This window comes from Pseudomonas sp. MF6751 (genome assembly GCF_016613265.1).
GTDB classification, from domain to species: Bacteria; Pseudomonadota; Gammaproteobacteria; order Pseudomonadales; family Pseudomonadaceae; genus Aquipseudomonas; species Aquipseudomonas fluorescens_BV.
In genome coordinates this window covers 1-23084 of the sequence record NZ_JAENSV010000035.1, presented here as the reverse complement: position 1 = coordinate 23084, position 23084 = coordinate 1, and the positions used below count along the sequence as shown (strand labels likewise).

Here is a 23084-nt window from a genome sequence, read left to right as displayed (position 1 = left end):
AACCCGGCCGCCGCGCCGGGTTTTTTATTGTCCGGAGAAAAGCATGAACGAAGCCGAGAAAGACCGGGACATCCTGGCGCGCACGCTGTGGGGTGGGCGATGAGGGAGATTCCTGTACCCGTCGGGGTCAGCCTCGACGCCATTGAGTGGCGCCTCTGTCACGCATCTGGCGATTACGAGGTGAGCGAATACGGCCATGTGCGTCGCCGCACACCAGGTCGCCGCACCTTTCCGGGCAAGATCCTATCGTTCTGCTGGCATCACGCTGGATACCCCAGGTTCAAGCTCACGATCAATGGCAAGCACGCGCACTTCGAGGCTCACCGGCTGGTAGCTATGGCGTTTCTAGAGCCGCCCTCGATTGGTAGAAACGAGGTGGCGCACTGCGATGGAGATCCAGCAAACACTCACTACACGAACTTGTGCTGGAAGACTCACGCCGAAAACGAGAGCGACAAGATCGGTCACGGCACGGTCCCAGCGGGCGCAAAGAATGGCGGCGCAAAACTTAACGACGGCTTAGTGCGGGAGATTAGGGCGCGCCGGACTGCGGGAGCAAGCTTGACCGCCATCGGCCGTGAGTTCGGGGTCGCCTTCCAAACCATTTCAAAAATCGTCAATCGAAAATCCTGGAGCCATATCTAATGAACGCGACCGAAAGAGACCGCGATATTTTGGCGCGGACGTTGTACGGCGAAGCCCGCGGGGAAGGGCTGGCCGGCCAGATCGCCGTGGCCTGGACCATACGCAACCGTGTGTTCGACGGCAAGGCTAAGTCGTGGTGGGGGGAGGGCTACGCCGGTGTGTGCCTGAAAGCCTGGCAGTTCAGCTGCTGGAACCAGAACGACCCGAACTACGCCTACCTGAGCGGTGCCAAGCAGATCCCGGCTGCGCAGTTTGCCCAGGCCCAGCGTGCGGCTGACCAGGTTATGTCGGGCGCAGTGCCAGACCCTACCGGCGGCGCCACGCATTACTACGCGACCACAATGCCCAAAGCCCCGGCATGGGCATCGAAGGCCAAGCAGACGCTGCGCCTTGGTCACCACATATTCTTCAAGGATGTGCCGTGATGACGCCCGTACAGAAGCTGATCGGCCTGGGGCTGGCAATCCTGCTGGCGCTGGTCATCGGCTTTGGCGGTGCGTGGCAGGTTCAGGAGTGGCGCCTGGGCAAGAGGATGTCTGAGCGTATCGCGGAGCAGGGCGCCCGCCACCAACAGGAACTGGATGCAATCACTGGCGAGGCCTGGCGTCAGCAGGCGGCCGAGCTGGATAAGCGCCTGGCCACCGAGGAAAAGCTCGCGCTCCAGGACCAACAAAACACAAAGGAATTATCCGATGAGCAACGCAAGCAGGCTGTTATCCGTGATCGCCTTGCTACTACTGAACTCCGGCTGTCAGTCCTTCTCGACGCCACGGATTCAGCCAGTGGCTGCAGCGTGCCTGCCACCGCCAGCGCCGTCGGCGTGGTTCATGCAGCCCGTCGAGCCCAACTTGACCCAGCGCATGCTCAACGAATTATCGCCATCACCGGCGACGGGGATAACGCCATAATTGCCTTGCGCGCGTGCCAGGCGTACGTCAGGGCTGTGGCTCCTTGAGTGCTCTCAGATCATCCAGCAATCGCTGGTTTTCCCTGAGAAGGTGGTCTCTCTGCTCCGTGATTATCGCCAACCCGTTTAACTTGCGGCCCTGTCGTGAGTTTTCCAGGTTCAAGGCAGCAACTTGGGAAAGTGCGGTTTTCAAGGAAGTCTCCGCCTGATCCTTTCCCGTCATCAGCAGGTCATTCATCTGCACTAGCCCGGCGATATTCGCCCGCGCTCGCCGCAGCATGCGCTCGGTCTCCACCAACTCATCCACTAGGATTGAGCATTGGTGCTGGTACATCTCCAGCGGAGTGGGGCAACCGAGCCAATCATCGGTGTCCATGTCAACGTTCATAGTGGGATCTCAAATACTGTATGTGCGTACAGTAATCGAGGCGCTGCAGGCTTGGGGAGTGGTGTTCGTCGGCAGGACGCCGGGGATGGATGTAGCTCGTACCACTTTTCGTACCATTGGATGTTCCCTTGAGGGCCTCTAAGGGGTCTCAGAAGGCGCTGAAACCCCTTGTCTAGCGCCTTTGGAATACGCCAGCTAGTCCACACATAAGTTCCTTACCGGTTTTTCCGTTGGGGAGGGGTCAATACTCAATACGCCCAAAAGGGCGCGTACCCAGAAACTGACCCAGTGCTATGCGTGGAGTTTTAGACCGATAAGTTATAAGGCAGATAGCCGCCTTGCCTTTAATCCGGCTTTTTTTGTGCAGCGCCCTGGCCTCGCACCAGCGCGCGCAGGGCAAATCGATTGGGGTGGCAAGCCTCGGCTACGCTGGTTGGCACGGGCAGGGGCTCATCACTCAGCCATGCAGCCAGCAGTTCGCCGCACAACGGCGCAGTGATCAGGCCACGCGAACCATGGCCGCTATTGAGAAACAGCCCCGGCAGCCACGGGCATGGCGTTTGCGGCACTTGCCGGGCGTCTTTGCCCAGTACCGCATAAGCCTGCTCAAACGCCGCATGGTCGGCCAGTGGCCCAACGATGGGCAGGTAGTCGGGGCTGGTACAACGAAACGCGGCACGGCCTTCCAGTTGTTCGGCCGCCAGGCGGTCGGCACCCAGGCGCTGCAGCAGGTCGGTAGACATCTCGCGCAGCATCTGCAGGTTGCCGCTGTGTTCGGCGGGCGTGGGCGTGAGGTCTTGATTGTTGAAGTCAAAACTCGCGCCCAGGGTGTGTTCGCCAAGCCGGGCCGGCGCGACGTAGCCCTCGGCACAGACCACCGTGGCCAGCGCTTTACTCGCGCAGGTTTGCGCCAGCCGAGTGATCTGCCCACGGATGCGCTTGAGCGGTATGTCAGCACTGAAGGGGAAACGCTTGATCTCCGCAGCCCCTGCGAGCACCACGACACCGGCGCTGGCCAGTACGCGGTCACCGGCGCGGGCTTGCCATTGGTCGTCGAGCCGGTGCAGTTCCAGTGCCTCGTGGTGGGTGAGCACTTCAATCAGTGGATGTTTGGCCTGCCACTGGCACAGCGCGGGCGGATGCACCCAACCGCCCTCTGGAAAAAACAACCCGCCGTGGGCCAGTTCGATTCCCGCCTTTTGCTGCGCTTGCTCGCGGTCCAGCAGATGCAGCAGGTCCGGAGCAAAGGCGTTTGCCAATTGAGCCTGACGCTGGATTTCTTTGGCGTCAAACGCCAGTTGCAACACGCCACAGCCGTCCCAATCGACACCTCGGTGCAAATGTTCCAGCAGGCGTCGGGTGTGGCCAAAACCGCTGACTATCAGCTGGGACAAGGCCGTGCCATGGGCCGAAAGCTTGAGGTACAACACACCCTGTGGGTTGCCCGAAGCTTCCTGTGCCAAGCCGGCGTGGCGCTCCAGAAGGCTGACACGCCAACCCCGGGCGGCCAGGCTGGCGGCGGTCGCGCAACCGGCCAGGCCACCGCCGATGACCAGGGCATGACGTTCTCCCTCGATGGCGGGTGGCCGGGCGAACCAGGGTTTACGTGGGGCCGGCGCGGGTAAGTCGGCGGGCCAACCGACAAACTCCCCACGCAGGATCTCCCACTTATGGCCTATGCCTGGCGTGCGTTTCATCTTGAACCCGGCGGCATTGATCAACCGCCTTACCCAGCCGGTGCTGGTGAAGGTGCTGATGGTTGAGCCCGGTGCCGCCAGGCGCGCCAGTTGGGCGAACAGCTCGGCGGTCCACATGTCGGGGTTTTTCGCCGGGGCGAACCCGTCGAGAAACCATGCATCGACCTGGGCGTCCAGTTGCGGCAATTGTTCCAGCGCATCGCCGATCAACAGAGTCAGGGTCACGCGGCCGTTGTCCAGTACCAGGCGCTGGAAACCCTGGTGGATGGCAATGTATTGCGCCAGCAGTTGCTCGGCCAAGGGTTGCAGTTCGGGCCAGAGGGCGAGGGCGCGTTGCAGGTCGGCATGGCTGAGGGGGTACTTTTCCACGCTGACAAAGTGCAGCCGCGCACCGGCGACTGCGTGCTGTTCGAACAACTGCCAGGCGCAGAGGAAGTTCAAGCCGGTGCCGAAGCCAGTTTCACCAATCACCAGGCGCCCACCTGCGGGCAAGGCGGCGAAGCGTTCCTGCAAGCGGTTCTGCTCCAGGAACACGTAGCGGGTTTCTTCCAGGCCCGACTGGTCGGAGAAATACACGTCGTCGAATACCCGCGAATGCGGGCGGCCTTGGTCATCCCAGTCGAGCTGGGCGTGGGTGATGGGGTTCATGGCGGCTCATAAAATGAAAGCGGGCAAAGGCAAGGCGGCCATTCTAGCCGATCAACAGGCGTTGAATTGATCCATGGCAAGGCTGGGTTGTATTTCCTTGCGCGTGTCGGGGCCCAATCCGCTAGTCTTGAGCCATCTTGAAACGGAGCTGCCCATGTTCGAATCCGCTGAAATCGGTCACGCCATCGACAAAGACACCTACGACGCCGAAGTGCCGGCCTTGCGTGAAGCCTTGCTGGAAGTTCAGTACGAGCTGCAACAGCAGAAACGCTTCCCGGTGATCATCCTCATCAACGGCATCGAGGGCGCGGGCAAGGGTGAAACCGTCAAGCTGCTCAATGAATGGATGGACCCGCGCCTGATCGAAGTGCGCACCTTCGACCAGCAGACCGACGAAGAACTGGCGCGTCCACCGGCCTGGCGCTACTGGCGGCAACTGCCGGCCAAGGGCCGCATGGGCATTTTCTTCGGCAACTGGTACAGCCAGATGCTGCAAGGCCGCGTGCATGGGCAGATCAAGGATGCGCGCCTGGACCAGGCCATCGCCGGCGCCGAACGTCTGGAAAAGATGCTCTGCGATGAAGGTGCGCTGATCTTCAAGTTCTGGTTCCACCTGTCCAAAAAACAGATGAAGGCGCGCCTCAAGGCGCTGGCCGACGACCCGCTGCACAGCTGGCGCATCAGCCCATTGGACTGGCAGCAGTCCAAGACCTACGACAAGTTCGTGCATTTCGGTGAGCGTGTGCTGCGCCGCACCAGCCGCGATTACGCGCCGTGGCATGTGATCGAAGGCGTCGACCCCCTTTACCGTGGGCTGACCGTGGGCAAGATCCTGCTCGATGGGCTGCAAAGTGCCCTGAAGCAGGCCAAGGTCAAGGCCAGCGGCATGAACCCGGCGCCGTTGCTTGCCTCGGTGGACCGCAAGAGCCTGCTCGACAGCCTCGACATGACCCTGCGCCTGGACAAGGATGATTACGAAGAACAACTGATTACCGAACAGGCGCGCTTCTCTGGCCTGATGCGCGACAAACGTATGCGCAAGCACGCGCTGGTAAGCGTGTTCGAGGGCAACGACGCGGCGGGCAAGGGTGGGGCGATCCGTCGAGTGGCGGCAGCACTGGACCCGCGCCAGTACCACATCGTGCCGATTGCCGCGCCCAGCGAAGACGAACGGGCCCAGCCTTATCTATGGCGGTTCTGGCAGAAGATCCCGGCGCGCGGCATGTTCACCGTGTTTGACCGCTCCTGGTACGGCCGCGTGCTGGTGGAGCGCATCGAAGGCTTCTGTACCCCAGCGGACTGGATGCGCGCCTATGGCGAGATCAATGACTTCGAAGAGCAACTGCGCGATGCGGGGGTGATCGTGGTCAAGTTCTGGCTGGCAATCGACAAGGAGACGCAACTGGAGCGCTTCCAGGCCCGTGAAGAAATCCCCTTCAAACGCTTCAAGATCACCGAAGACGACTGGCGCAATCGCGACAAGTGGGACGACTACCGCGCGGCAGTGGGCGATATGGTTGACCGCACCAGCACCGAGGTGGCGCCCTGGACTCTGGTAGAGGCCAACGACAAGCGCTGGGCGCGGGTCAAGGTGCTGCGCACCATCAACCGTGCGCTGGAAGAAGCGTTTGATAAAAGCGACAAGCACGACAAGAAGAAAAAGAAATAGCCTGAGGGGCTTGCCGTTTCCCACGTCGTTCCATGCTTTTGCATCCACGCAGTGAATGATCATCGCGGTCGGCCAGGCCTGGATCTATCCTCGATTCACATCCACAAGATCGAGGTAGCCCATGCGTGAAGTAGTGATCGTCGACAGCGTGCGAACCGGCCTGGCCAAATCTTTTCGCGGCAAGTTCAACCAGACCCGTCCCGATGACATGGCGGCCCATTGTGTCAATGCGCTGCTGGCCCGCAACGGGATCGACCCGGCGACGGTGGAAGACTGCATCGTTGGCGCCGGCTCCAACGAGGGCGCCCAGGGCTATAACATCGGGCGTAACGTGGCGGTGCTCTCGCAACTGGGCACCGGTACGGCGGGCATGACCCTCAACCGTTTCTGTTCGTCGGGCTTGCAGGCGATTGCCATTGCCGCCAACCAGATCGCTTCGGGCTGCAGCGACATCATTGTTGCCGGTGGCGTGGAGTCCATCAGCCTGACCATGAAGAGCGTCAACACCGATAACCTGATCAACCCGCTGCTTAAAGAACAGGTGCCGGGCATTTACTTCCCCATGGGCCAGACCGCCGAAATCGTTGCGCGCCGCTATCACGTCAGCCGCGAAGACCAGGACCTTTATGCGCTGCAAAGCCAGCAACGCACCGCCCAGGCCCAGGCTGATGGCTTGTTCAACGATGAAATCGTACCGATGGCGGTCAAGTACAAGGTCGAGGACAAGAACACTGGCGCGGTGCAGATCCTGGATGGCGTGGTAGACCGTGACGACTGCAACCGCCCGGACACCACCCTGGCCAGCCTCAGCGGCCTGAAGCCGGTATTTGCCGAGGATGGCTCGGTGACGGCAGGTAACTCCTCGCAGCTTTCCGACGGTGCGTCGATGACCCTGGTGATGAGCCTGGAAAAAGCCCTGGAACTGGGGCTCAAGCCCAAGGCGTTCTTCCGTGGCTTTACCGTGGCCGGTTGCGAGCCGGACGAGATGGGCATCGGCCCGGTGTTCTCGGTGCCCAAGTTGCTCAAGGCCAAGGGTTTGCAGGTGGCGGATATCGACTTGTGGGAACTCAATGAAGCCTTTGCTTCCCAGTGCCTGTATGCACGCAATCGGCTGGAGATTGATAACGCCAGGTACAACGTCAACGGCGGCTCGATTTCCATCGGGCACCCGTTCGGCATGACCGGCTCGCGGCAAGTAGGGCACCTGGTGCGGGAGTTGCAACGGCGCAATCTTCGTTATGGGATTGTCACCATGTGCGTGGGGGGCGGGATGGGCGCCACCGGGCTCTTCGAAGCGGTGCGCTGACTGCGGTTGGAACAGCGCCAGTGTGGGAGGGCTAATGTGGGAGCTGGCTTGCCTGCGATGACGGCCTGCCAGCCGGCACTTCTCTACCTGACACCCTACAACCCAACTGTGGGAGCGGGCTTGCTCGCGAAGGCGGCCCAGCAGTCAACACAGTTGGACCGTGTACATATCCATTCCTGCGGCAACGGCCACTTAGGGTTCCGCCCTGACGGCGGCTCACTTTGCAAAAGCCGGGATGCCGGCCCAGGCCAAAGTAAGCAAAACGCTCTTGCCCCACCACTCGGCACCTCGCCTAGGCTCGGTGTGCCCGAACACAGGCTTGAATCCGTGGGCCGCCGCCACGCGCCATCCATGGCGCGGGGCGGCTAACCCGGCGTCCTGCCGGGTTACCCACGAATTCAAACCTGCGTTCGGCCAGCGTGGTTTAACGGGGCGCCTAAGATCAAAAGCAGATCAAGATCAAGAGCGGCTCGCTTCGCATCGTGGTTACCGTCGGTTGCCATCCCAGGCAAGCCACACACATTCAAGACTGTGACGTATCCGAACTCAGTGACTTGCCCCTAGAATGCCTGCTCCACTTCCTCTGGCATCTGGGGCACTCATGCACATCTCTTCCGGCCGCTGGGTCTACGGTTTCTTCCTGACCCTGCTGACCGCGTTCCTGTGGGGCATTCTCCCGATCAAGCTCAAGCAAGTGTTGCAGGTGATGGACCCGATCACCGTGACCTGGTTTCGCCTCATGGTAGCGGGCACGTGCCTGTTCGTTTACCTGGCCGCCACCAAACGCCTGCCCAGCCGCAAAGTGCTTGGCCCCAAGGGTGGGTGGCTGGTGGGCATGGCGGTGTGTGGCCTGGTGGGCAACTACGTGCTGTACCTGGTTGGCCTGAAAATGCTTAGCCCCGGCACGGCGCAGTTGGTGGTGCAGATGGGGCCGATCTTTCTGATGGTTGCCAGTGTGTTTGTGTTCAAGGAGCGCTTCAGCCTGGGGCAGGGAGTGGGGCTGGTGGTGCTGATCGCAGGCTTTGGCTTGTTTTTCAACCAACGCCTGGTGGAGTTGCTGACGTCCATGGGTTCTTACACCGCCGGTGTGCTGACGATCCTGCTCGCCACCACCATCTGGGTGTTCTATGCACTGGGGCAGAAGCAGTTGCTGACGGTATGGAATTCATTGCAGGTGATGATGGTGATTTACTTGTCGTGCGCGGTGTTGCTCACGCCTTGGGCGCACCCGCTGGAGGCGTTGCAGTTGAGCCCGTTGCAAGGCTGGCTGCTGCTGGCGTGCTGCATGAATACGCTGGTGGCCTACGGCGCATTTGCCGAAGCCCTGGCGCATTGGGAAGCCTCGCGGGTCAGTGCGACCCTGGCGTTGACGCCGTTGGTGACCTTTGTGGCGGTGGCAGTGGCGGCCTGGCTGTGGCCGGACTATGTGCAAGCCGAAGAGATCAATGCCTTGGGGTATGTGGGGGCTTTGGTGGTGGTGACTGGCTCGGCGATGGTGGCGCTGGCGCCTTCGCTGCTCGCCGGGCTCAGGGCCCGGCGGCTGCGGATGTCGGTTTAAGCGCCGAGCATGTTTTCCGGGCGCACCCACTGGTCAAACTCGGCATCGGTGAGGTAGCCCAGCTCCAGTGCAGCCTCACGCAGTGTCAGCCCTTCGGCGTAAGCCTTCTTGGCGATTTCGGCTGACTTGTCGTAGCCGATATGCGGGTTGAGGGCGGTGACCAGCATCAGCCCGCGTTCCAGGTGCTGGGCCATTTGCTCGGCGTCGGGTTCAAGACCGGCAATGCAATGCTCCTGGAAGTTGTTGCAGCCATCGGCCAGCAGGCGGATCGACTCCAGCAGGTTGTGGATGATCACCGGTTTGTACACGTTCAACTGCAAGTGCCCTTGGCTGGCGGCCATGCCGATGGTCACGTCGTTGCCCAGCACCTGGCAGGCCAGCATCGAAAGCGCTTCGCATTGTGTGGGGTTGACCTTGCCGGGCATGATCGAACTGCCCGGTTCGTTGGCCGGCAACTTGACTTCGGCCAGCCCGGCGCGAGGGCCGGAACCCAGCAGGCGCAGGTCGTTGGCGATCTTCATCAGCGCCACGGCCAGGGTTTTCAGCGCGCCGTGCAAGGTCACCAGCGGCTCATGGCCGGAGAGGGCGGCGAATTTGTTCGGCGCGGTCACAAAAGGTAAACCCGACAACGCGGCCAGCTCGGAAGCAATCGCCTCGCCAAAGCCATGGGGGGCATTGAGGCCGGTGCCGACGGCGGTGCCGCCCTGGGCCAGCTCGCACACCGCGGGCAGGGCGCTGCGGATCGCACGCTCGGCGTAATCGAGCTGGGCGATAAACGCCGAAAGTTCCTGGCCGAAGGTGATCGGTGTGGCATCCATCATGTGGGTACGGCCGGTCTTGACCAGCTTCATATGCCGCGCGGCCAATTCTGCCAGTCCACCGGACAAGGTGGCGATCGCCGGCAGCAGTTGCTTGTTCACCGCTTGCACCGCAGCAATGCTCATGGCGGTGGGGAAGCAGTCGTTGGAACTCTGGGAACGGTTGACGTGATCGTTGGGGTGCACCGGGCTCTTGCCGCCGCGGTTGTTGCCGGCCAGTTCGTTGGCGCGGCCAGCGATCACTTCGTTGGCGTTCATGTTGCTCTGGGTGCCACTGCCGGTCTGCCAGACCACCAGCGGGAACTGGTCATCATGCTGGCCGTCCAGGACCTCGTCGGCAGCCTGTTCGATCAGGCGGGCAATATCGGCGGGCAGGTCGCCGTTGCGGTCGTTGACCCGAGCGGCGGCCTTCTTGATCAAGGCCAGGGCATGCAATACCGCCAGCGGCATGCGCTGCTCGCCAATCGCGAAATTGACCAGCGAACGTTGGGTTTGCGCGCCCCAATAGGCGTCATCAGGGACCTGTACTTCCCCCAGGCTGTCGGTTTCGATACGGCTCATCGGTCACCCTCGTTATGCAGTCGTGATTGGTCAGTTTAGGCCCTGGCGGCCAGCGTGGGTTCCCTAAAAGCGCATTTGTGCCATCGCGCCCCGTGAAACCGGGGCTTGCCAAGGAGTGGGGTTGAGCCGCGAGGTTTTTTAGGCGCAGAATGGTCGCCCTTGGGGTCTTACCTCGCCTGCTAGAAAAGGAAACTCGATGACTCGTCTTCGTGCCATCTGTACCGCGGTTGCTCTGGTTTGCGCCAGCGGCCAGGTTCTTGCCGATACCGCCAGCCACAACGCCAGTGCCGAAGCCTTCCTTACCCTGGCCCATGCTGACAAGCTGGGGACCCCGGTGTACATGCAAGTGCAGCAAATGTTCGCCCAGCGTTTCGAACAGACCAAGGCGCCTGCCGCCAAGCAGTCGGTACTGGACAGCTACCAGGCCAAGGCCAACGCCGCTCTGGACCAGGCCATCGGCTGGCCGAAGCTCAAGCCTGACATGGTCAAGCTCTACACCACCAACTTCAGCGAATCCGAGCTCAAGGACCTGGTAGCGTTTTACAAGTCGCCACTTGGCAAGAAAGTTCTGGAAAAAATGCCCCAGCTGACCCAGCAATCGGCCCAGATGACCCAGGCCAAGCTGGAAAGCGCCGTACCGGTGGTGAACAAGCTGTTGGAAGACATGACCAACGAGCTGGCGCCAAAAGCCGCTGCACCGGCCAAGAAGAAGTAAGCAGGAATGACCATGCAACAGCGTATCGAAACGGCCCTTGCCGCCCTGGCCCCGCAACACTTGAGCGTGCTGGATGAAAGCCACATGCACAGCCGTGGGTTGCAGACCCACTTCAAGGCCGTGCTGGTCAGCCAGCAGTTCGAGGGGCTCAACCGCGTCAAGCGCCATCAGAAGGTCTATGCCACCCTGGGTGATCTGATGAGCGAGTTCCATGCGCTGGCGCTGCATACCTATACGCCCGAAGAGTGGGCGACAATCGACGCAGCCCCGGCCTCGCCGACCTGCGCCGGCGGACATTGACGGGGGAACCCTGATAGAATCCGCAACGCGCCGCTTAGCCGGCGCGTTTTTTTTGCATCCGGTTCACCCCTTACGAGGGTAGCCACCTGGAGAGAACACCCATGACTCAACCGATTGTCGTGGCGGCACTGTATAAGTTCGTCACCCTCGAAGATTACGTCGCCCTGCGCGAGCCCCTGTTGCAGGCGATGGTCGATAACGGCATCAAAGGCACCTTGCTGATCGCCGAAGAAGGCATCAACGGCACCGTTTCCGGCAGCCGCGAAGGCATTGACGGCCTGATGGCCTGGCTGAAAAAAGACCCGCGCATGGTCGACATCGACCACAAGGAATCCTACTGCGATGACCAGCCGTTCTATCGCACCAAGGTCAAGCTCAAGAAAGAGATCGTGACCCTGGGCGTTGAAGGCGTCGACCCGAACAAAAAAGTCGGTACCTATGTCGACCCGCAGGATTGGAATGCGTTGATCAGCGACCCGGAAGTGCTGTTGATCGACACCCGTAACGACTACGAAGTGTCCATCGGCACCTTTGAAGGCGCAATCGACCCGAAAACCACCAGTTTTCGCGAATTTCCCGACTACATAAAAGCCAACTTCGACCCGGCCAAGCACAAGAAGGTCGCCATGTTCTGCACCGGCGGCATTCGCTGTGAGAAGGCGTCGAGCTACATGCTCAGCGAAGGCTTCGATGAGGTCTACCACCTCAAGGGCGGTATCCTGAAGTACCTCGAAGAGGTGCCCCAGGAAGAAACCAAATGGCAGGGCGACTGCTTTGTGTTCGACAATCGCGTGACCGTGCGCCACGACTTGAGCGAAGGCGACTACGATCAATGTCATGCCTGCCGCACACCCGTGAGCGTAGAAGACCGCGCCTCCGAGCATTATGTGGCCGGCATCAGTTGCCCCCATTGCTGGGATAAGCTGCCGGAGAAGACCCGTCGCAGTGCGATCGACCGCCAGAAGCAGATCGAACTGGCCAAGGCCCGCAACATGCCGCACCCGATTGGTTACAACTATAAGCAAACCCCTTCCGAGGCCTGAGCCATGTCTGCGCGCCTGCTCTATGTAATGGACCCGATGTGTTCCTGGTGCTGGGGCTTTGCCCCGGTGGCACAAGCGCTGGTGGAGCAGGCCCAGGCGGCCGGCGTGGACGTGCACCTGGTGGTGGGCGGCTTGCGCACCGGCAGCGGCGCGGCGCTGGAGCCGACTACCCGGCGCTACATCCTTGAACACTGGCAGGCCGTCACCGACGCCACCGGCCAGCCGTTCAAGCGTGACGGCGCGCTGCCTGACGGGTTTGTCTACGACACCGAGCCGGCGTGCCGCGCTATCGTCACCGCACGCAGCCTGGCGCCGGATTGCGCCTGGAAGCTGCTGGGGCTGATCCAGCGTGCGTTCTATGTCGAAGGACGGGACGTGACCCTCGCCCATGTGTTGGTTGAGCTGGCCGAGCAGGCCGGCATTCCACGTATCGAGTTTGCCGGCGAGTTCGATCGTGCCGAGCAGCACGCGGCCACGGCGGCCGATTTCACTTGGGTGCAAGACCTGGGCATTGCCGGGTTCCCGACCCTGCTGGCCGAACGCAACGGCCAGTTGGCCTTGCTGACCAATGGTTACCAGCCGCTGTCCGAGCTGTCGCCGTTACTGGGTCGATGGCTGGAGCGAGCTGCCTGTGTATGAACAGCCTCCACGCACCGACCGCCTGACCTGGGCAGAAATTCGCCGCCTGGCCCTGCGCCACAAGAAATCCCTGTGGGTTGCCAACGGCGTCGCCGTGCTCGCCACCCTGTGCAGCGTGCCTATCCCGCTGTTGTTGCCGTTGCTGGTGGACGAAGTGCTGCTGGGCCATGGCGATGCCGCCCTCAAGGTGATGAATCACGCGCTGCCCCTGGGTTGGCAAAAAGCCGCTGGCTATATCGGCCTGATGCTCTTGGTCACCCTGGCCCTGCGCTGCGGCGCGCTGGTGTTCAACGTGGTGCAGGCGCGGCTGTTTGCGCGCTTGGCCAAGGACATCGTGTACCGCATCCGCGTGCGCCTGATCGAGCGTCTCAAGCGTATCTCTCTGGGTGAGTACGAAAGCCTGGGCAGCGGTACGGTCACCACTCATCTGGTGACCGACCTGGACACCCTGGACAAATTCGTGGGTGAAACCCTCAGTCGCTTCCTGGTGGCGATGCTGACCCTGGTCGGCACCTCGGCGATCCTGGTGTGGATGCATTGGCAACTGGCGTTGTTGATCCTGTTGTTCAATCCGTTGGTGATCTACGCCACGGTGCAATTGGGCAAGCGCGTCAAGCACCTCAAGAAGCTGGAAAACGACAGTACTTCACGCTTTACCCAGGCGCTGACTGAAACCCTCGATGCCATCCAGGAAGTACGTGCCGGCAACCGCCAAGGCTTTTTCCTCGGGCGGCTGGGCCAGCGTGCCCAGGAAGTGCGTGACTACGCCATTCATTCCCAGTGGAAAACCGACGCATCGAGCCGCGCCAGTGGCTTGCTGTTCCAGTTCGGTATCGATATCTTCCGCGCCGCGGCCATGCTCACCGTGCTGTTTTCCGACCTGTCCATCGGCCAGATGCTCGCGGTGTTCAGTTACCTGTGGTTCATGATTGGCCCGGTGGAACAACTGCTGAACCTGCAATACGCCTATTACGCGGCGGGCGGCGCGCTGTCGCGCATCAACGAGCTGCTGGCGCGTGCCGATGAGCCGCAATACCCCGGCGGCGCAGACCCGTTCAGCGGGCGCGAGACGGTCGGCATCGAAGTGCGTGGCCTCGACTTTGGCTACGGCGAAGACTTGGTACTCAACCAGTTGAACCTGACCATCGCACCGGGTGAAAAGGTGGCAATTGTCGGCGCCAGCGGCGGCGGCAAAAGCACCCTGGTGCAACTGTTGCTGGGGCTCTACACGCCGCAGGCCGGCAGCATTCGTTTTGGCACTGCCACCCAGCAGGAGATCGGCCTGGAGACCATCCGCGAAAACGTCGCGGTGGTACTGCAACACCCGGCGCTGTTCAACGATACCGTGCGCGCCAACCTGACTATGGGCCGCACCCGCACCGATCAAGCCTGCTGGCAGGCGCTGGAAATCGCCCAACTGGATGCTACTGTCAAAGCACTGCCTTTGGGCCTGGACAGCGTGGTCGGGCGTTCGGGCGTGCGCTTTTCCGGGGGGCAGCGGCAACGCCTGGCGATTGCCCGCATGGTACTTGCCGAGCCTAAAGTGGTGATTCTGGACGAGGCCACGTCTGCATTGGATGCGGCGACCGAGTACAACCTGCACCAGGCACTGGCGCGGTTTCTCAGCGGGCGTACTACACTGATCATCGCCCACCGGCTGTCTGCGGTGAAGCAGGCTGACCGAGTGTTGGTGTTCGATGGCGGGCACATCGCCGAGGATGGCGACCATCAGCAGTTGATTGCCGATGGTGGGTTGTACGCCAAACTGTACGGACACTTGCAACAAGTGCGTTGATTTAGCTTAGGCTGTGCTATCGGGAGCGGATTTTCGCGTGCGTATTAAGCTGTGCATGTGTAAGGGACTTCATGAAGCAAAAGCGGACTCTCGGAACGCCACGTCTGTTGGGAATTGTCTGGCCCTTCATCGCCGTCGTGTTGTTCCAGGCATTGTTAGGCTGCGTCAGTCTCTACGTGCTTTCGGCAGTGCGGGGTTATGTGGCGGGTGAAAGCCTGTGGTCCAAGGGCCAGAAGGATGCCATCTACTACCTGACCCTCTACGCCGATAACCGCAACGACGCCACCTACCTCAAATACCAGCAGGCCATTGCCGTGCCCCAGGGTGGGCATGAATTGCGCATTGCGCTGGACCGTCCCAATCCAGACATGGAGGCCGCGCGCCTGGGTATTCTCAAGGGCGGCAACCATCCGGACGACGTTTCCAGCCTGATCTGGCTGTACCTCAACTTCCGCCATTTCAGCTACCTGGAAAAAGCCATTGAGCTGTGGACGGTGGGCGACGGCTATCTGCTGCAGTTGGATGAGCTGGCCCAGGAGATGCACGGCGCCATTACCTCCGGCTACGTCAGCAATGACGATGTCCATAGTTGGAAGGCGCGCATCACGGCCATCAATGAGGGGGTGACGCCCGCCGCCAAGGCCTTCAGCGATGCCCTGGGCGAAGGTTCGCGGATGATCCTGCGCCTGTTGTTGATCACCAACCTGGCGACGGCCTTGGGCCTGATCGTGTTGGCGCTGCTGCGCACCCACAAGCTGCTGGCCCAGCGTCATGCCTTTGCCGATGCGCTGCAAGCGGAGAAGGAGCGGGCGCAGATTACATTGGAGTCGATTGGCGACGGGGTGATTACCACCGATGTCGACGGGGCCATTGCCTATATGAACCCTGCCGCTGAGGCCTTGACCCACTGGCGCTCGGAGCAGGCCCAGGGCCTGCCGCTGGCGGCGTTGTTCAAACTTTTGAATGAAAACGCCGAGCCCGACGGATTCACCCTGATTGAGCACATCGTCAAGGGCCAGTTCAGCGGCGGCAGCGAGCATTCCAAGCTGATCCAGCGCCTGGACGGCAGCACGGTCTCGGTCACCCTGGTGGGCGCTCCGATCCGCAGCGCCGGCAAGATCAGCGGTGCGGTCCTGGTGCTGCACGACATGACCCAGGAACGCCAGTACATCGCCAATCTTTCCTGGCAGGCCACCCATGACGCCTTGACCGGCCTGGCCAACCGTCGCGAGTTCGAGTTCCGCCTTGAACAGGTGCTGCAACAGGTCGCGCGCCAGCAAAGTGGGCGACATGCCTTGATGTTCCTCGACCTCGACCAGTTCAAGCTGGTCAATGACACCTGTGGCCACGCGGCGGGCGATGAATTGTTGCGTCACATCTGCGCGCTATTGCAATCAGACTTGCGCGAAGGCGACACCCTGGCTCGGTTGGGCGGCGACGAGTTTGGCATCCTGCTGGAAAACTGCCCGCCGCAGGTGGCGGAAAAAATCGCCGAGAGCCTGCGCCATACCGTGCAGAGCTTGCACTTCGTGTGGAAGGGGCGGCCCTTCATGACCACTGTCAGCATCGGCCTGGTGCATATCTCGCAAACCCCGACCACCCTGGAAACCTCCCTGCGCGCCGCCGATATGGCGTGCTACATGGCCAAGGAAAAGGGCCGCAACCGGGTGCAGGTCTACCACGTCGACGACTCGGAATTGTCTCTGCGGTTTGGCGAGATGGCCTGGGTACAGCGGCTGCATATCGCCCTTGAGGAAGACCGCTTTTGCCTCTACGCCCAGGAAATCGCGCCGTTGGGCCCTACCGACGCCGGCAATGGGCACATCGAAATTCTCCTGCGGCTGCATGACGAAGCGGGGCGGATCATTTTACCCAACAGTTTTATACCGGCGGCCGAGCGTTACGGTTTGATGACGTCCCTGGACCGTTGGGTAGTGGAAAACGTATTCAAGATTATCGCCCGCTGCATGCATGAGCGTCCGGGCCGACCCATGGCCATGTGTGCGATTAATCTGTCAGGCATAACCATTGGCGATGATGACTTTTTGGGTTTTTTACGTCAGAAATTCGATAGTTACAACATTCCACCGGAAATGATTTGTTTTGAAATAACTGAAACGAGCGCTATAGCCAATTTGGGCAGTGCGATTCGATTTATTAATGAACTCAAAGCGTTAGGGTGCCATTTTTCCCTGGATGACTTTTGCGCCGGAATGTCCTCATTCGCATATTTGAAACATTTACCTGTAGACTTCCTGAAGATCGATGGAAGTTTCGTAAAGGATATGCTGGACGACCCGATTAACCGCGCCATGGTCGAGGTGATCAACCACATCGGCCACGTCATGGGTAAGCGCACGATTGCCGAGTTTGTTGAAACACCCCAGATCGAACAGGCTTTACTTGAGATAGGTGTGGATTACGCTCAGGGCTACCTGATTGAACGCCCGCAATTGTTTACCTTTGATAGCCTGCAGTGCCGACCTGAGCGGCCGCAGCCTCTGTTATTCAAGGCGCCCGGCACTTTCCGCTGAAACATTTGCTGGTCTGTACAATCACACTTGAAAAGGAGCCCCACAGTGATCGACACATTCAACAGAACCGGCCCGCTTATGGAAGCCTCAAGTTACCCCGCCTGGGCGCAGCAACTGATCCAGGACTGTAGCGAGAGCAAGCGTCGGGTTGTCGAGCACGAACTGTACCAGCGCATGCGCGACAACGCCCTCAGCGCCAAGACCATGCGCCACTACCTGATTGGTGGTTGGCCGGTGGTGGAACAGTTTGCCTTGTACATGGCGCAGAACCTGACCAAGACTAAGTTTGCCCGCCATCCTGGGGAGGATATAGCGCGCCGTTGGCTGATGCGCAACATTCGCGTGGAGCTCAACCATGCCGACTATTGGGTCAATTGGGCGCGGGCTCACGGCGTCAGCCTTGAAGAACTGCAAGCGCAGGAGGTGCCGCCCGAGTTGCACGCCCTGAGCCATTGGTGCTGGCACACCAGCTCGGCGGATGCGTTGATCGTCGCGATTGCCGCCACCAACTACGCGATCGAGGGGGCGACGGGGGAGTGGTCTGCCGTGGTCTGCTCTACTGGTGTGTATGCTGCCGCCTTCCCTGAGGAAGACCGCAAGCGGGCGATGAAGTGGCTGAAGATGCACGCCCAATACGACGACGCCCACCCTTGGGAAGCCCTGGAAATCATCTGCACACTGGCCGGGACCAACCCGAGCAAGGCCCTGCAGCAAGAGTTGCGCCAGGCGGTGTGCAAGAGCTACGACTACATGCACTTGTTCCTGGAAAGCTGCATGCGTCTAGAGAATGCGGAGAAAGACAAGGCGCCAGCCGTTCGCGAGCGCCCTGTGCGCATTGCCAGCGAGGCGTAACGGTAACTGTGGCGAGGGAGCTTGCTCCCGCTGGGGCGCGAAGCGGCCCCATTCTTTATTTAAAAAGAATGGGCCTGCTACGCAGTCCAACGGGAGCAAGCTCCCTCGCCACAACTGACCTTATCCCGCCATCGCCAAGCGATTGCGACCTTCGCGCTTGGCCACGTACAACGCATTGTCGGCCCGGCGCAGCAGGCTTTCAGCCGACTCGGCCGCCAGCAGCGTAGAACAACCGAGGCTCACGGTCAGTTCGATTCGCGTGCCCTCTACCCAGTAGTCCTGGGCTTGCGCCGCCTGGCGCAGGCGCTCTCCCACCATTCTCGCGGCATCGCGACCGGTGTTGGAGAGCAGGATCAAAAACTCTTCCCCGCCAAACCGAAACACCATGTCCACGTTGCGCAGCTGGCGTTTGATCGCCCCGGCTACAGCGCGCAGTACGCTGTCGCCCGCAGCATGCCCATGGGTGTCGTTGATTTTCTTGAAGTGGTCGATGTCCAGCATCAACAACGACAGCGGGTGCAAGTGCCGACGTGCCATGTCTATTTCTCGCTGCAGCGTCTGGTCCATGGCCACACGGTTGCCGGTTTCGGTCAACGGGTCACGCAGGGCGCTGCGGGTGGCGGCGCGGTAGAGCAGGGCGTTGCGCATCGGATAAAGCAAGGTCACCAGCAGGAGTTCGAGTTGGCTCAGTTCCTCTTCAAGCAACCGCTGGTTGCGACGAAAGACCAGTTCCCCCAGGTGTTCCCCTTCATGGCTCAGGGTGTAGCTGACGGAGTGATGACCCCGGTGGCCAAACTCCAGGCGCAGGTCGCTGGCGGCGTGACGGTATTGCAACGCGTCCAGCGGCACCAGGCGCTGAACCTCACGAAAGAACAGGCCCAGGATGCGCTCCGGCTCCAGGCTGGTCTGCAACTGCTGGTTCAGTTGCTGGCGAAGTTCGGCGAGGGTGGCGGGGCGGCGTGGGCGTAAGGATGGCTGGCCAAATCCCAGGCGTTGCAATTTGGCACTGTCAAAGTCAATTGCGTTGGTCTGGGTGGGGGTTTTCATAAGCGCGGGGCCTCTAAGCACTGGGCTGTCTTACAGGCGGGATGAGGGTGGCGAGTGCCAAGCGTCTTACTGATCCTTCAGTTCCGTAAAACATTGGAAACAGTTTAAACCGCTTTTCATTGGGTTATAACCCCATGGCCCTGCCGCACGTCTTGTCATCGCCGAACCTGCTTGAACAGTACTAGAGCGAGATTCATGCCAAGTGTATCTAGTTGGCAAAAATCCTTATAAATCAATTAACTAATTTTTAAGTAAGAAAAGTCCGTTAAAGCACGGCGCCAGTTATTTGGCTGGTTTGGGCCAGCGTTAACGCCGGCCCGGTTGACGTAACTGTTTCGGTGGGGCGAGTTGCTTGTCGCAAATAAACAACGCTTCGGTTATTCGTGAACAAAGTACACCGCACCCATCACCACTAGACCAGGGTGGTACGGTCGATTTGCGCGATGGAGGTGACCCCGGTCAGGGTCATGGCCACGCGCATTTCCTTGGCGAAGATGTCCAGCAGATTCTCTACCCCATGCTGGCCCTCGGCGGCCAGCGCGTAGGCGGTGGCGCGCCCCAGCAGGCACGCTTTGGCGCCCAGGGCGAGCATGCGCACCACGTCGAGCCCGGAGCGAATGCCGGAGTCCACCAGCACGGTCAAGTCATCGCCCACCGCTTCGGCAATCGGCGGCAACGCCTTGGCCGTGGACAGCACCCCGTCGAGCTGGCGGCCGCCATGGTTGGAGACCACGATGCCGTCGGCACCGAAACTCACCGCGTCCTTGGCATCCTGAGGATCGAGGATGCCCTTGATGATCATCGGGCCTTTCCAGAATTCGCGGATCCACTCCAGGTCTTTCCAACTGATGGACGGGTCGAAGTTGTTGGCCAGCCAGCCAATGTAGTCCTCCAGGTGAGTGGGTTTGCCCAGGTATTTGGAAATATTGCCCAGGTCGTGGGGGCGGCCCATCAAGCCCACATCGAAGGCCCACTGCGGCTTGGTCACCGCCTGCAACATGCGCCGCTGCGCTGCATAGGGGCCAGACATGCCCGAGTGCGCATCGCGGTAGCGTGCGCCGGGTGTGGGCATATCCACCGTGAATACCAGGGTGGTCACGCCGGCGGCCTGCGCCCGCTCCAGGGCGTTGCGCATGAAGCCGCGATCCTTGAGCACATACAGCTGGAACCAGATCGACTGCGGGCTTTGCGAGGCCACTTCCTCAATCGAACACACCGACACTGTCGACAGGCAAAAAGGGATGTTTTTGTTGGCCGCCGCCTTGGCTGCTTGCACTTCACCGCGTCGCGCATACATGCCGGTCAGGCCGACCGGGCTAAGGATCACTGGCATCGCCAGTTCGGTACCGAACAGCTGGGTGGTGAGGCTCAGGTCGTCGACATTGCGCAGGATGCGTTGGCGCAGGCTGATCTCGGCCAGGTCCGAACTGTTGGCGCGAAGCGTGTGCTCGGCGTAGGCACCGCCGTCGATGTAATCGAACAGAAAGCGCGGCAACTTGCGCTTGGCCGCAGCGCGGTAATCGGAAGCGGACGAGATGATCATCAACAGTGTCTCCCTGGGCAAAGTGCTACACCCTAAGCAAAGTTATGCCATGATGAAAACAACTTTTATCACTGTCATCCAGTCACTAAAGGAATACTGATGAACCTGCGAACCTTGCGTGCGTTTGTCGAAGTGGTGCGCCAGGGCGGGTTCTCCCAGGCGGCGGAAGTGGTTGCCCTGACCCAGTCCACCGTGAGCAAAGCGGTCAAGACCCTTGAGGACGAACTGGGCATGCCGTTGCTCAATCGTCTCGGCCACAGGAATGAACTCACGGCCGCTGGCGAAATTGCCTACCGCCGCGCCTTGGTGATGCTCGCCGAACGCACCGACTTGATGGCTGAAATCAACGACCTGCGCGGCCTCCAGCGCGGCGTGCTGCGCATCGGCCTGCCGCCGGTAGGGTGCGGCGTGTTGTTTGCGGCGATGTTCGCCACTTACCGCAGCCGTTACCCGGGCATCGACATCGAACTGACCGAGTACGGCAGTAAAAGGCTGCGCGAATGCCTGGAAGCAGGGGAGGTGGACCTCGCCGCCTTGCTGCTGCCGGTTGATGAAGGCTTCGACTACCAACCGGTGCGTAACGAGCCATTGATCGCTGTATTGCCCATGGGTCACCCACTGGCCCAGCGCGAGCGCATCGACTTCACCGACCTGGCCGACTCACCCTTCATCCTGTTCGAGGCCGGCTTTGCCCTCAATGCCAAGATCCTCAGCGCCTGTGAACGCAAAGGCGTGACCCCCAAAGTCACCGCCCGCAGCGGCCAAATAGACTTTATCGTCGACCTGGTCACCGCCGGGCTGGGCGTCGCCTTCCTGCCTAGGATGCTGGCGCACAAACATCAACATCCCGGCATCGCCTTGGTCCCCCTGGACGAGCCCCACACCGATTGGCACATCGCCCTGGCCTGGCGCGCGAGCGCCCACTTGCCGCCGGCGGCAAGGGCCTGGCTGGATTTGGCCAAGGAACCGCCGTATTCAAGCGAGCAGGGGGACGATTTGCGGAAAATTTCTGAGGACGCTTGACTTCTTCTTTTTAATCAGTAACATACGGCGCATTCCGCGATAGCTCAGTTGGTAGAGCAAATGACTGTTAATCATTGGGTCCCTGGTTCGAGTCCAGGTCGTGGAGCCAGATAGAGAAAAGCCTGTAGAGATACAGGCTTTTTTTTGCTTGGGATTTGACCCAGCAATCCAAACGCTTAGCGCGCTTCCCATGACGCCCTCTCTAATCCTTCGATTCAGAGGTAAGGCCAATGAAAGTCGTTGCAGTCGTTTCAACCAAAGGCGGGCCGGGGAAAACCACGGTTGGCGCCAATCTAGGCGCATTCTGCGCCGACGCGTGTCATTGGACCTTACTGATCGATCTCGATCCCAGCCGTCACTGTCCTCGTTCTATACGCTAACGCGTGAGGCGCCGGGCGGGACCTACCAACTGATCGTTAATAATGAAATGCCTCCGCGGAGCGCTTTCTTCTGTCGGTAATGAGGTGAAGCGCTGAGCCAGGCATTTGATAAAAATGCTAGCGAATGTGGCCGCGGGAATATCAACGGCCTTTAATAATTCACTATTATGAAAAACTATGATCAGTGCATAGGTGTAGACGCTAACTCAAAACCACCATTGATAACGAACTGAACGCCCATACAAACCAGTAGAAAACCAACGACTCGGGAAATTGCATCGATTCCTGACTCACCAAGCACTTTCATGATTCGCCCCGAACATCGTAAAGCTATCCAGAAAATAAGCGCAGTAATGATGAATACGGTTGCGGCTGCAAGGTGAATGACGAGTGGTAGGGTCTGGTAGGTCGACTGCAGGGTAGAGGCGGAGCTGATAAGCAACGCTATCGTGCCTGGGCCTGCTGCACCAGGAAGAGCTAAAGGTACAAATGACAAATCGCGGAAATGTGGGGTTGATTTCTCTTTCTCTGAAAGGAAATCTTTCTGAACCTCCGTTTCGTCAGGTGTCGTTGCTGGAAAAAGCATGGCGAAACCGATGTAGGTAACGATCAGGCCTCCGGCTATTCTCAAGCCGGGGACAGATATTCCGAATACCTGCATTACTAGGCTGCCCCCGTAGAAGCTGACAAACATAATCAGAGCTACATACAAGCTTGCCTTCAGGATTTGCCGGTTACGCTCTACTGTAGGCAGCTTTCCTCCAAGTCCTAGTAAAAGGGAGATGCTAGTTAGAGGATTGGCCATAGGAAGCAGGGCTAATAGTCCAATAAGAACATGATGAAAGTAATTACCCATAGTGTTTTTACTCGGTTATGCAACGAATAGGAGGGGCGGTTGCAGAAGCTGAGTGCAACACGGTTATTGATTTGAAGCTGGAGCATGATGCCGCATAGCCATGGCTTCCTGCATCACCTCGCCCATGACTTCGATCGGGCACTTGAAATCGAAGCGTTTA

20 protein-coding genes, 1 tRNA gene and 1 pseudogene are annotated in these 23084 nt (G+C 60.2%); 16 read left to right on the top strand and 6 right to left on the bottom strand.

The genetic code is table 11. The features are described from left to right. Positions 1-99 precede the first annotated feature (99 nt). From JJD66_RS21790 to JJD66_RS21780, 3 genes are read left to right on the top strand one after another with little or no spacing between them, the layout of a single operon-like run. Positions 100-645, top strand: coding sequence for an NUMOD4 domain-containing protein (locus JJD66_RS21790; RefSeq protein ID WP_200648996.1), 546 nt, complete (start codon positions 100-102; stop codon positions 643-645). Continuing rightward, positions 645-1070, top strand: coding sequence for a cell wall hydrolase (locus JJD66_RS21785; protein WP_200648995.1), 426 nt, complete (start codon positions 645-647; stop codon positions 1068-1070). The genes JJD66_RS21790 and JJD66_RS21785 overlap by 1 nt, the downstream gene beginning before the upstream one ends. Further along, positions 1070-1600 carry a lysis system i-spanin subunit Rz gene (locus JJD66_RS21780; protein ID WP_200648994.1) on the top strand — a complete coding sequence of 177 codons (531 nt, stop codon included), beginning with the start codon at positions 1070-1072 and terminating at the stop codon, positions 1598-1600. Before JJD66_RS21785 ends, JJD66_RS21780 begins: the two co-directional genes overlap by 1 nt. Here the strand turns inward: JJD66_RS21780 and JJD66_RS21775 are convergent. After that, positions 1581-1940, bottom strand: a complete 360-nt coding sequence (locus tag JJD66_RS21775; protein WP_200648993.1) for a hypothetical protein — start codon at positions 1938-1940, stop codon at positions 1581-1583. The two genes, JJD66_RS21780 and JJD66_RS21775, sit on opposite strands and share 20 nt — an antisense overlap. 344 nt (positions 1941-2284) lie before the next feature. Continuing rightward, on the bottom strand, positions 2285-4285 hold the full coding sequence (mnmC, locus tag JJD66_RS21770; protein ID WP_198790822.1) for a bifunctional tRNA (5-methylaminomethyl-2-thiouridine)(34)-methyltransferase MnmD/FAD-dependent 5-carboxymethylaminomethyl-2-thiouridine(34) oxidoreductase MnmC: 2001 nt from the start codon (positions 4283-4285) through the stop codon (positions 2285-2287). 154 nt (positions 4286-4439) lie between these two features. Between mnmC and pap the strand changes: the two genes are divergently transcribed. The 3 genes from pap to JJD66_RS21755 all read left to right on the top strand — a co-directional run bounded on the left by pap (position 4440) and on the right by JJD66_RS21755 (position 8818). Continuing rightward, positions 4440-5954, top strand: coding sequence for a polyphosphate:AMP phosphotransferase (gene pap, locus JJD66_RS21765; protein WP_200648992.1), 1515 nt, complete (start codon positions 4440-4442; stop codon positions 5952-5954). A gap of 121 nt (positions 5955-6075) precedes the next feature. Continuing rightward, positions 6076-7260: a thiolase family protein gene (locus tag JJD66_RS21760; RefSeq protein ID WP_200648991.1), complete on the top strand. Its 1185-nt coding sequence runs from the start codon at positions 6076-6078 to the stop codon at positions 7258-7260. A 601-nt stretch (positions 7261-7861) separates the two neighbouring features. Further along, entirely contained in the window at positions 7862-8818 is a 957-nt protein-coding gene (locus JJD66_RS21755) for a DMT family transporter (protein ID WP_200648990.1), read from the top strand. Here the strand turns inward: JJD66_RS21755 and JJD66_RS21750 are convergent. Continuing rightward, positions 8815-10197 carry a class II fumarate hydratase gene (locus tag JJD66_RS21750; protein WP_014719259.1) on the bottom strand — a complete coding sequence of 461 codons (1383 nt, stop codon included), beginning with the start codon at positions 10195-10197 and terminating at the stop codon, positions 8815-8817. The genes JJD66_RS21755 and JJD66_RS21750 overlap by 4 nt on opposite strands. Before the next feature lie 196 nt (positions 10198-10393). On the opposite strand from JJD66_RS21750, the gene JJD66_RS21745 reads away from it, so the two are divergent. The 7 genes from JJD66_RS21745 to JJD66_RS21715 all read left to right on the top strand — a co-directional run bounded on the left by JJD66_RS21745 (position 10394) and on the right by JJD66_RS21715 (position 18075). Next, a complete protein-coding gene (locus JJD66_RS21745) occupies positions 10394-10912 on the top strand; it encodes a DUF2059 domain-containing protein (protein WP_105227472.1) in 519 nt (172 codons plus the stop codon). 6 nt (positions 10913-10918) lie between these two features. Beyond that, positions 10919-11212 (top strand): BolA family protein, encoded by a 294-nt coding sequence (locus JJD66_RS21740; protein WP_105227470.1) that lies wholly within the window; start codon positions 10919-10921, stop codon positions 11210-11212. A 101-nt stretch (positions 11213-11313) separates the two neighbouring features. Further along, a complete protein-coding gene (gene trhO, locus JJD66_RS21735) occupies positions 11314-12255 on the top strand; it encodes an oxygen-dependent tRNA uridine(34) hydroxylase TrhO (protein WP_014719256.1) in 942 nt (313 codons plus the stop codon). Positions 12256-12291: 36 nt separating this feature from the next. After that, positions 12292-12894, top strand: a complete 603-nt coding sequence (locus JJD66_RS21730) for a DsbA family protein (protein ID WP_170949794.1) — start codon at positions 12292-12294, stop codon at positions 12892-12894. After that, positions 12887-14689 (top strand): ABC transporter ATP-binding protein, encoded by a 1803-nt coding sequence (locus JJD66_RS21725; RefSeq protein WP_198715714.1) that lies wholly within the window; start codon positions 12887-12889, stop codon positions 14687-14689. Before JJD66_RS21730 ends, JJD66_RS21725 begins: the two co-directional genes overlap by 8 nt. A gap of 71 nt (positions 14690-14760) precedes the next feature. Continuing rightward, complete coding sequence (locus tag JJD66_RS21720; protein WP_198715713.1) at positions 14761-17223, top strand: EAL domain-containing protein; 2463 nt, start codon at positions 14761-14763, stop codon at positions 17221-17223. Positions 17224-17301: 78 nt separating this feature from the next. After that, on the top strand, positions 17302-18075 hold the full coding sequence (locus JJD66_RS21715) for an iron-containing redox enzyme family protein (RefSeq protein WP_234452293.1): 774 nt from the start codon (positions 17302-17304) through the stop codon (positions 18073-18075). Between the two features lie 120 nt (positions 18076-18195). On the opposite strand, the gene JJD66_RS21710 is transcribed toward JJD66_RS21715, so the two are convergent. Both JJD66_RS21710 and lldD read right to left on the bottom strand, forming a co-directional pair. Then, positions 18196-19122, bottom strand: coding sequence for a GGDEF domain-containing protein (locus tag JJD66_RS21710; protein ID WP_014719251.1), 927 nt, complete (start codon positions 19120-19122; stop codon positions 18196-18198). A gap of 412 nt (positions 19123-19534) precedes the next feature. Next, the gene (gene lldD / locus JJD66_RS21705) at positions 19535-20665 is read right to left on the bottom strand and encodes an FMN-dependent L-lactate dehydrogenase LldD (RefSeq protein WP_034126164.1); all 1131 of its coding nucleotides are present in this window, start codon (positions 20663-20665) and stop codon (positions 19535-19537) included. A gap of 99 nt (positions 20666-20764) precedes the next feature. On the opposite strand from lldD, the gene JJD66_RS21700 reads away from it, so the two are divergent. The 3 genes and pseudogenes from JJD66_RS21700 to JJD66_RS21690 form a co-directional block, all read left to right on the top strand. Continuing rightward, the gene (locus JJD66_RS21700) at positions 20765-21688 is read left to right on the top strand and encodes a LysR family transcriptional regulator (protein ID WP_200648988.1); all 924 of its coding nucleotides are present in this window, start codon (positions 20765-20767) and stop codon (positions 21686-21688) included. Between the two features lie 33 nt (positions 21689-21721). Beyond that, positions 21722-21797, top strand: a tRNA-Asn gene (locus tag JJD66_RS21695). A 121-nt stretch (positions 21798-21918) separates the two neighbouring features. Further along, positions 21919-22115: pseudogene (locus tag JJD66_RS21690) on the top strand (ParA family protein); the annotation flags it as partial. Positions 22116-22249: 134 nt separating this feature from the next. Here JJD66_RS21690 and JJD66_RS21685 read toward each other — a convergent pair. Beyond that, on the bottom strand, positions 22250-22924 hold the full coding sequence (locus tag JJD66_RS21685; RefSeq protein WP_014719246.1) for a MarC family NAAT transporter: 675 nt from the start codon (positions 22922-22924) through the stop codon (positions 22250-22252). Positions 22925-23084: the final 160 nt, after the last annotated feature.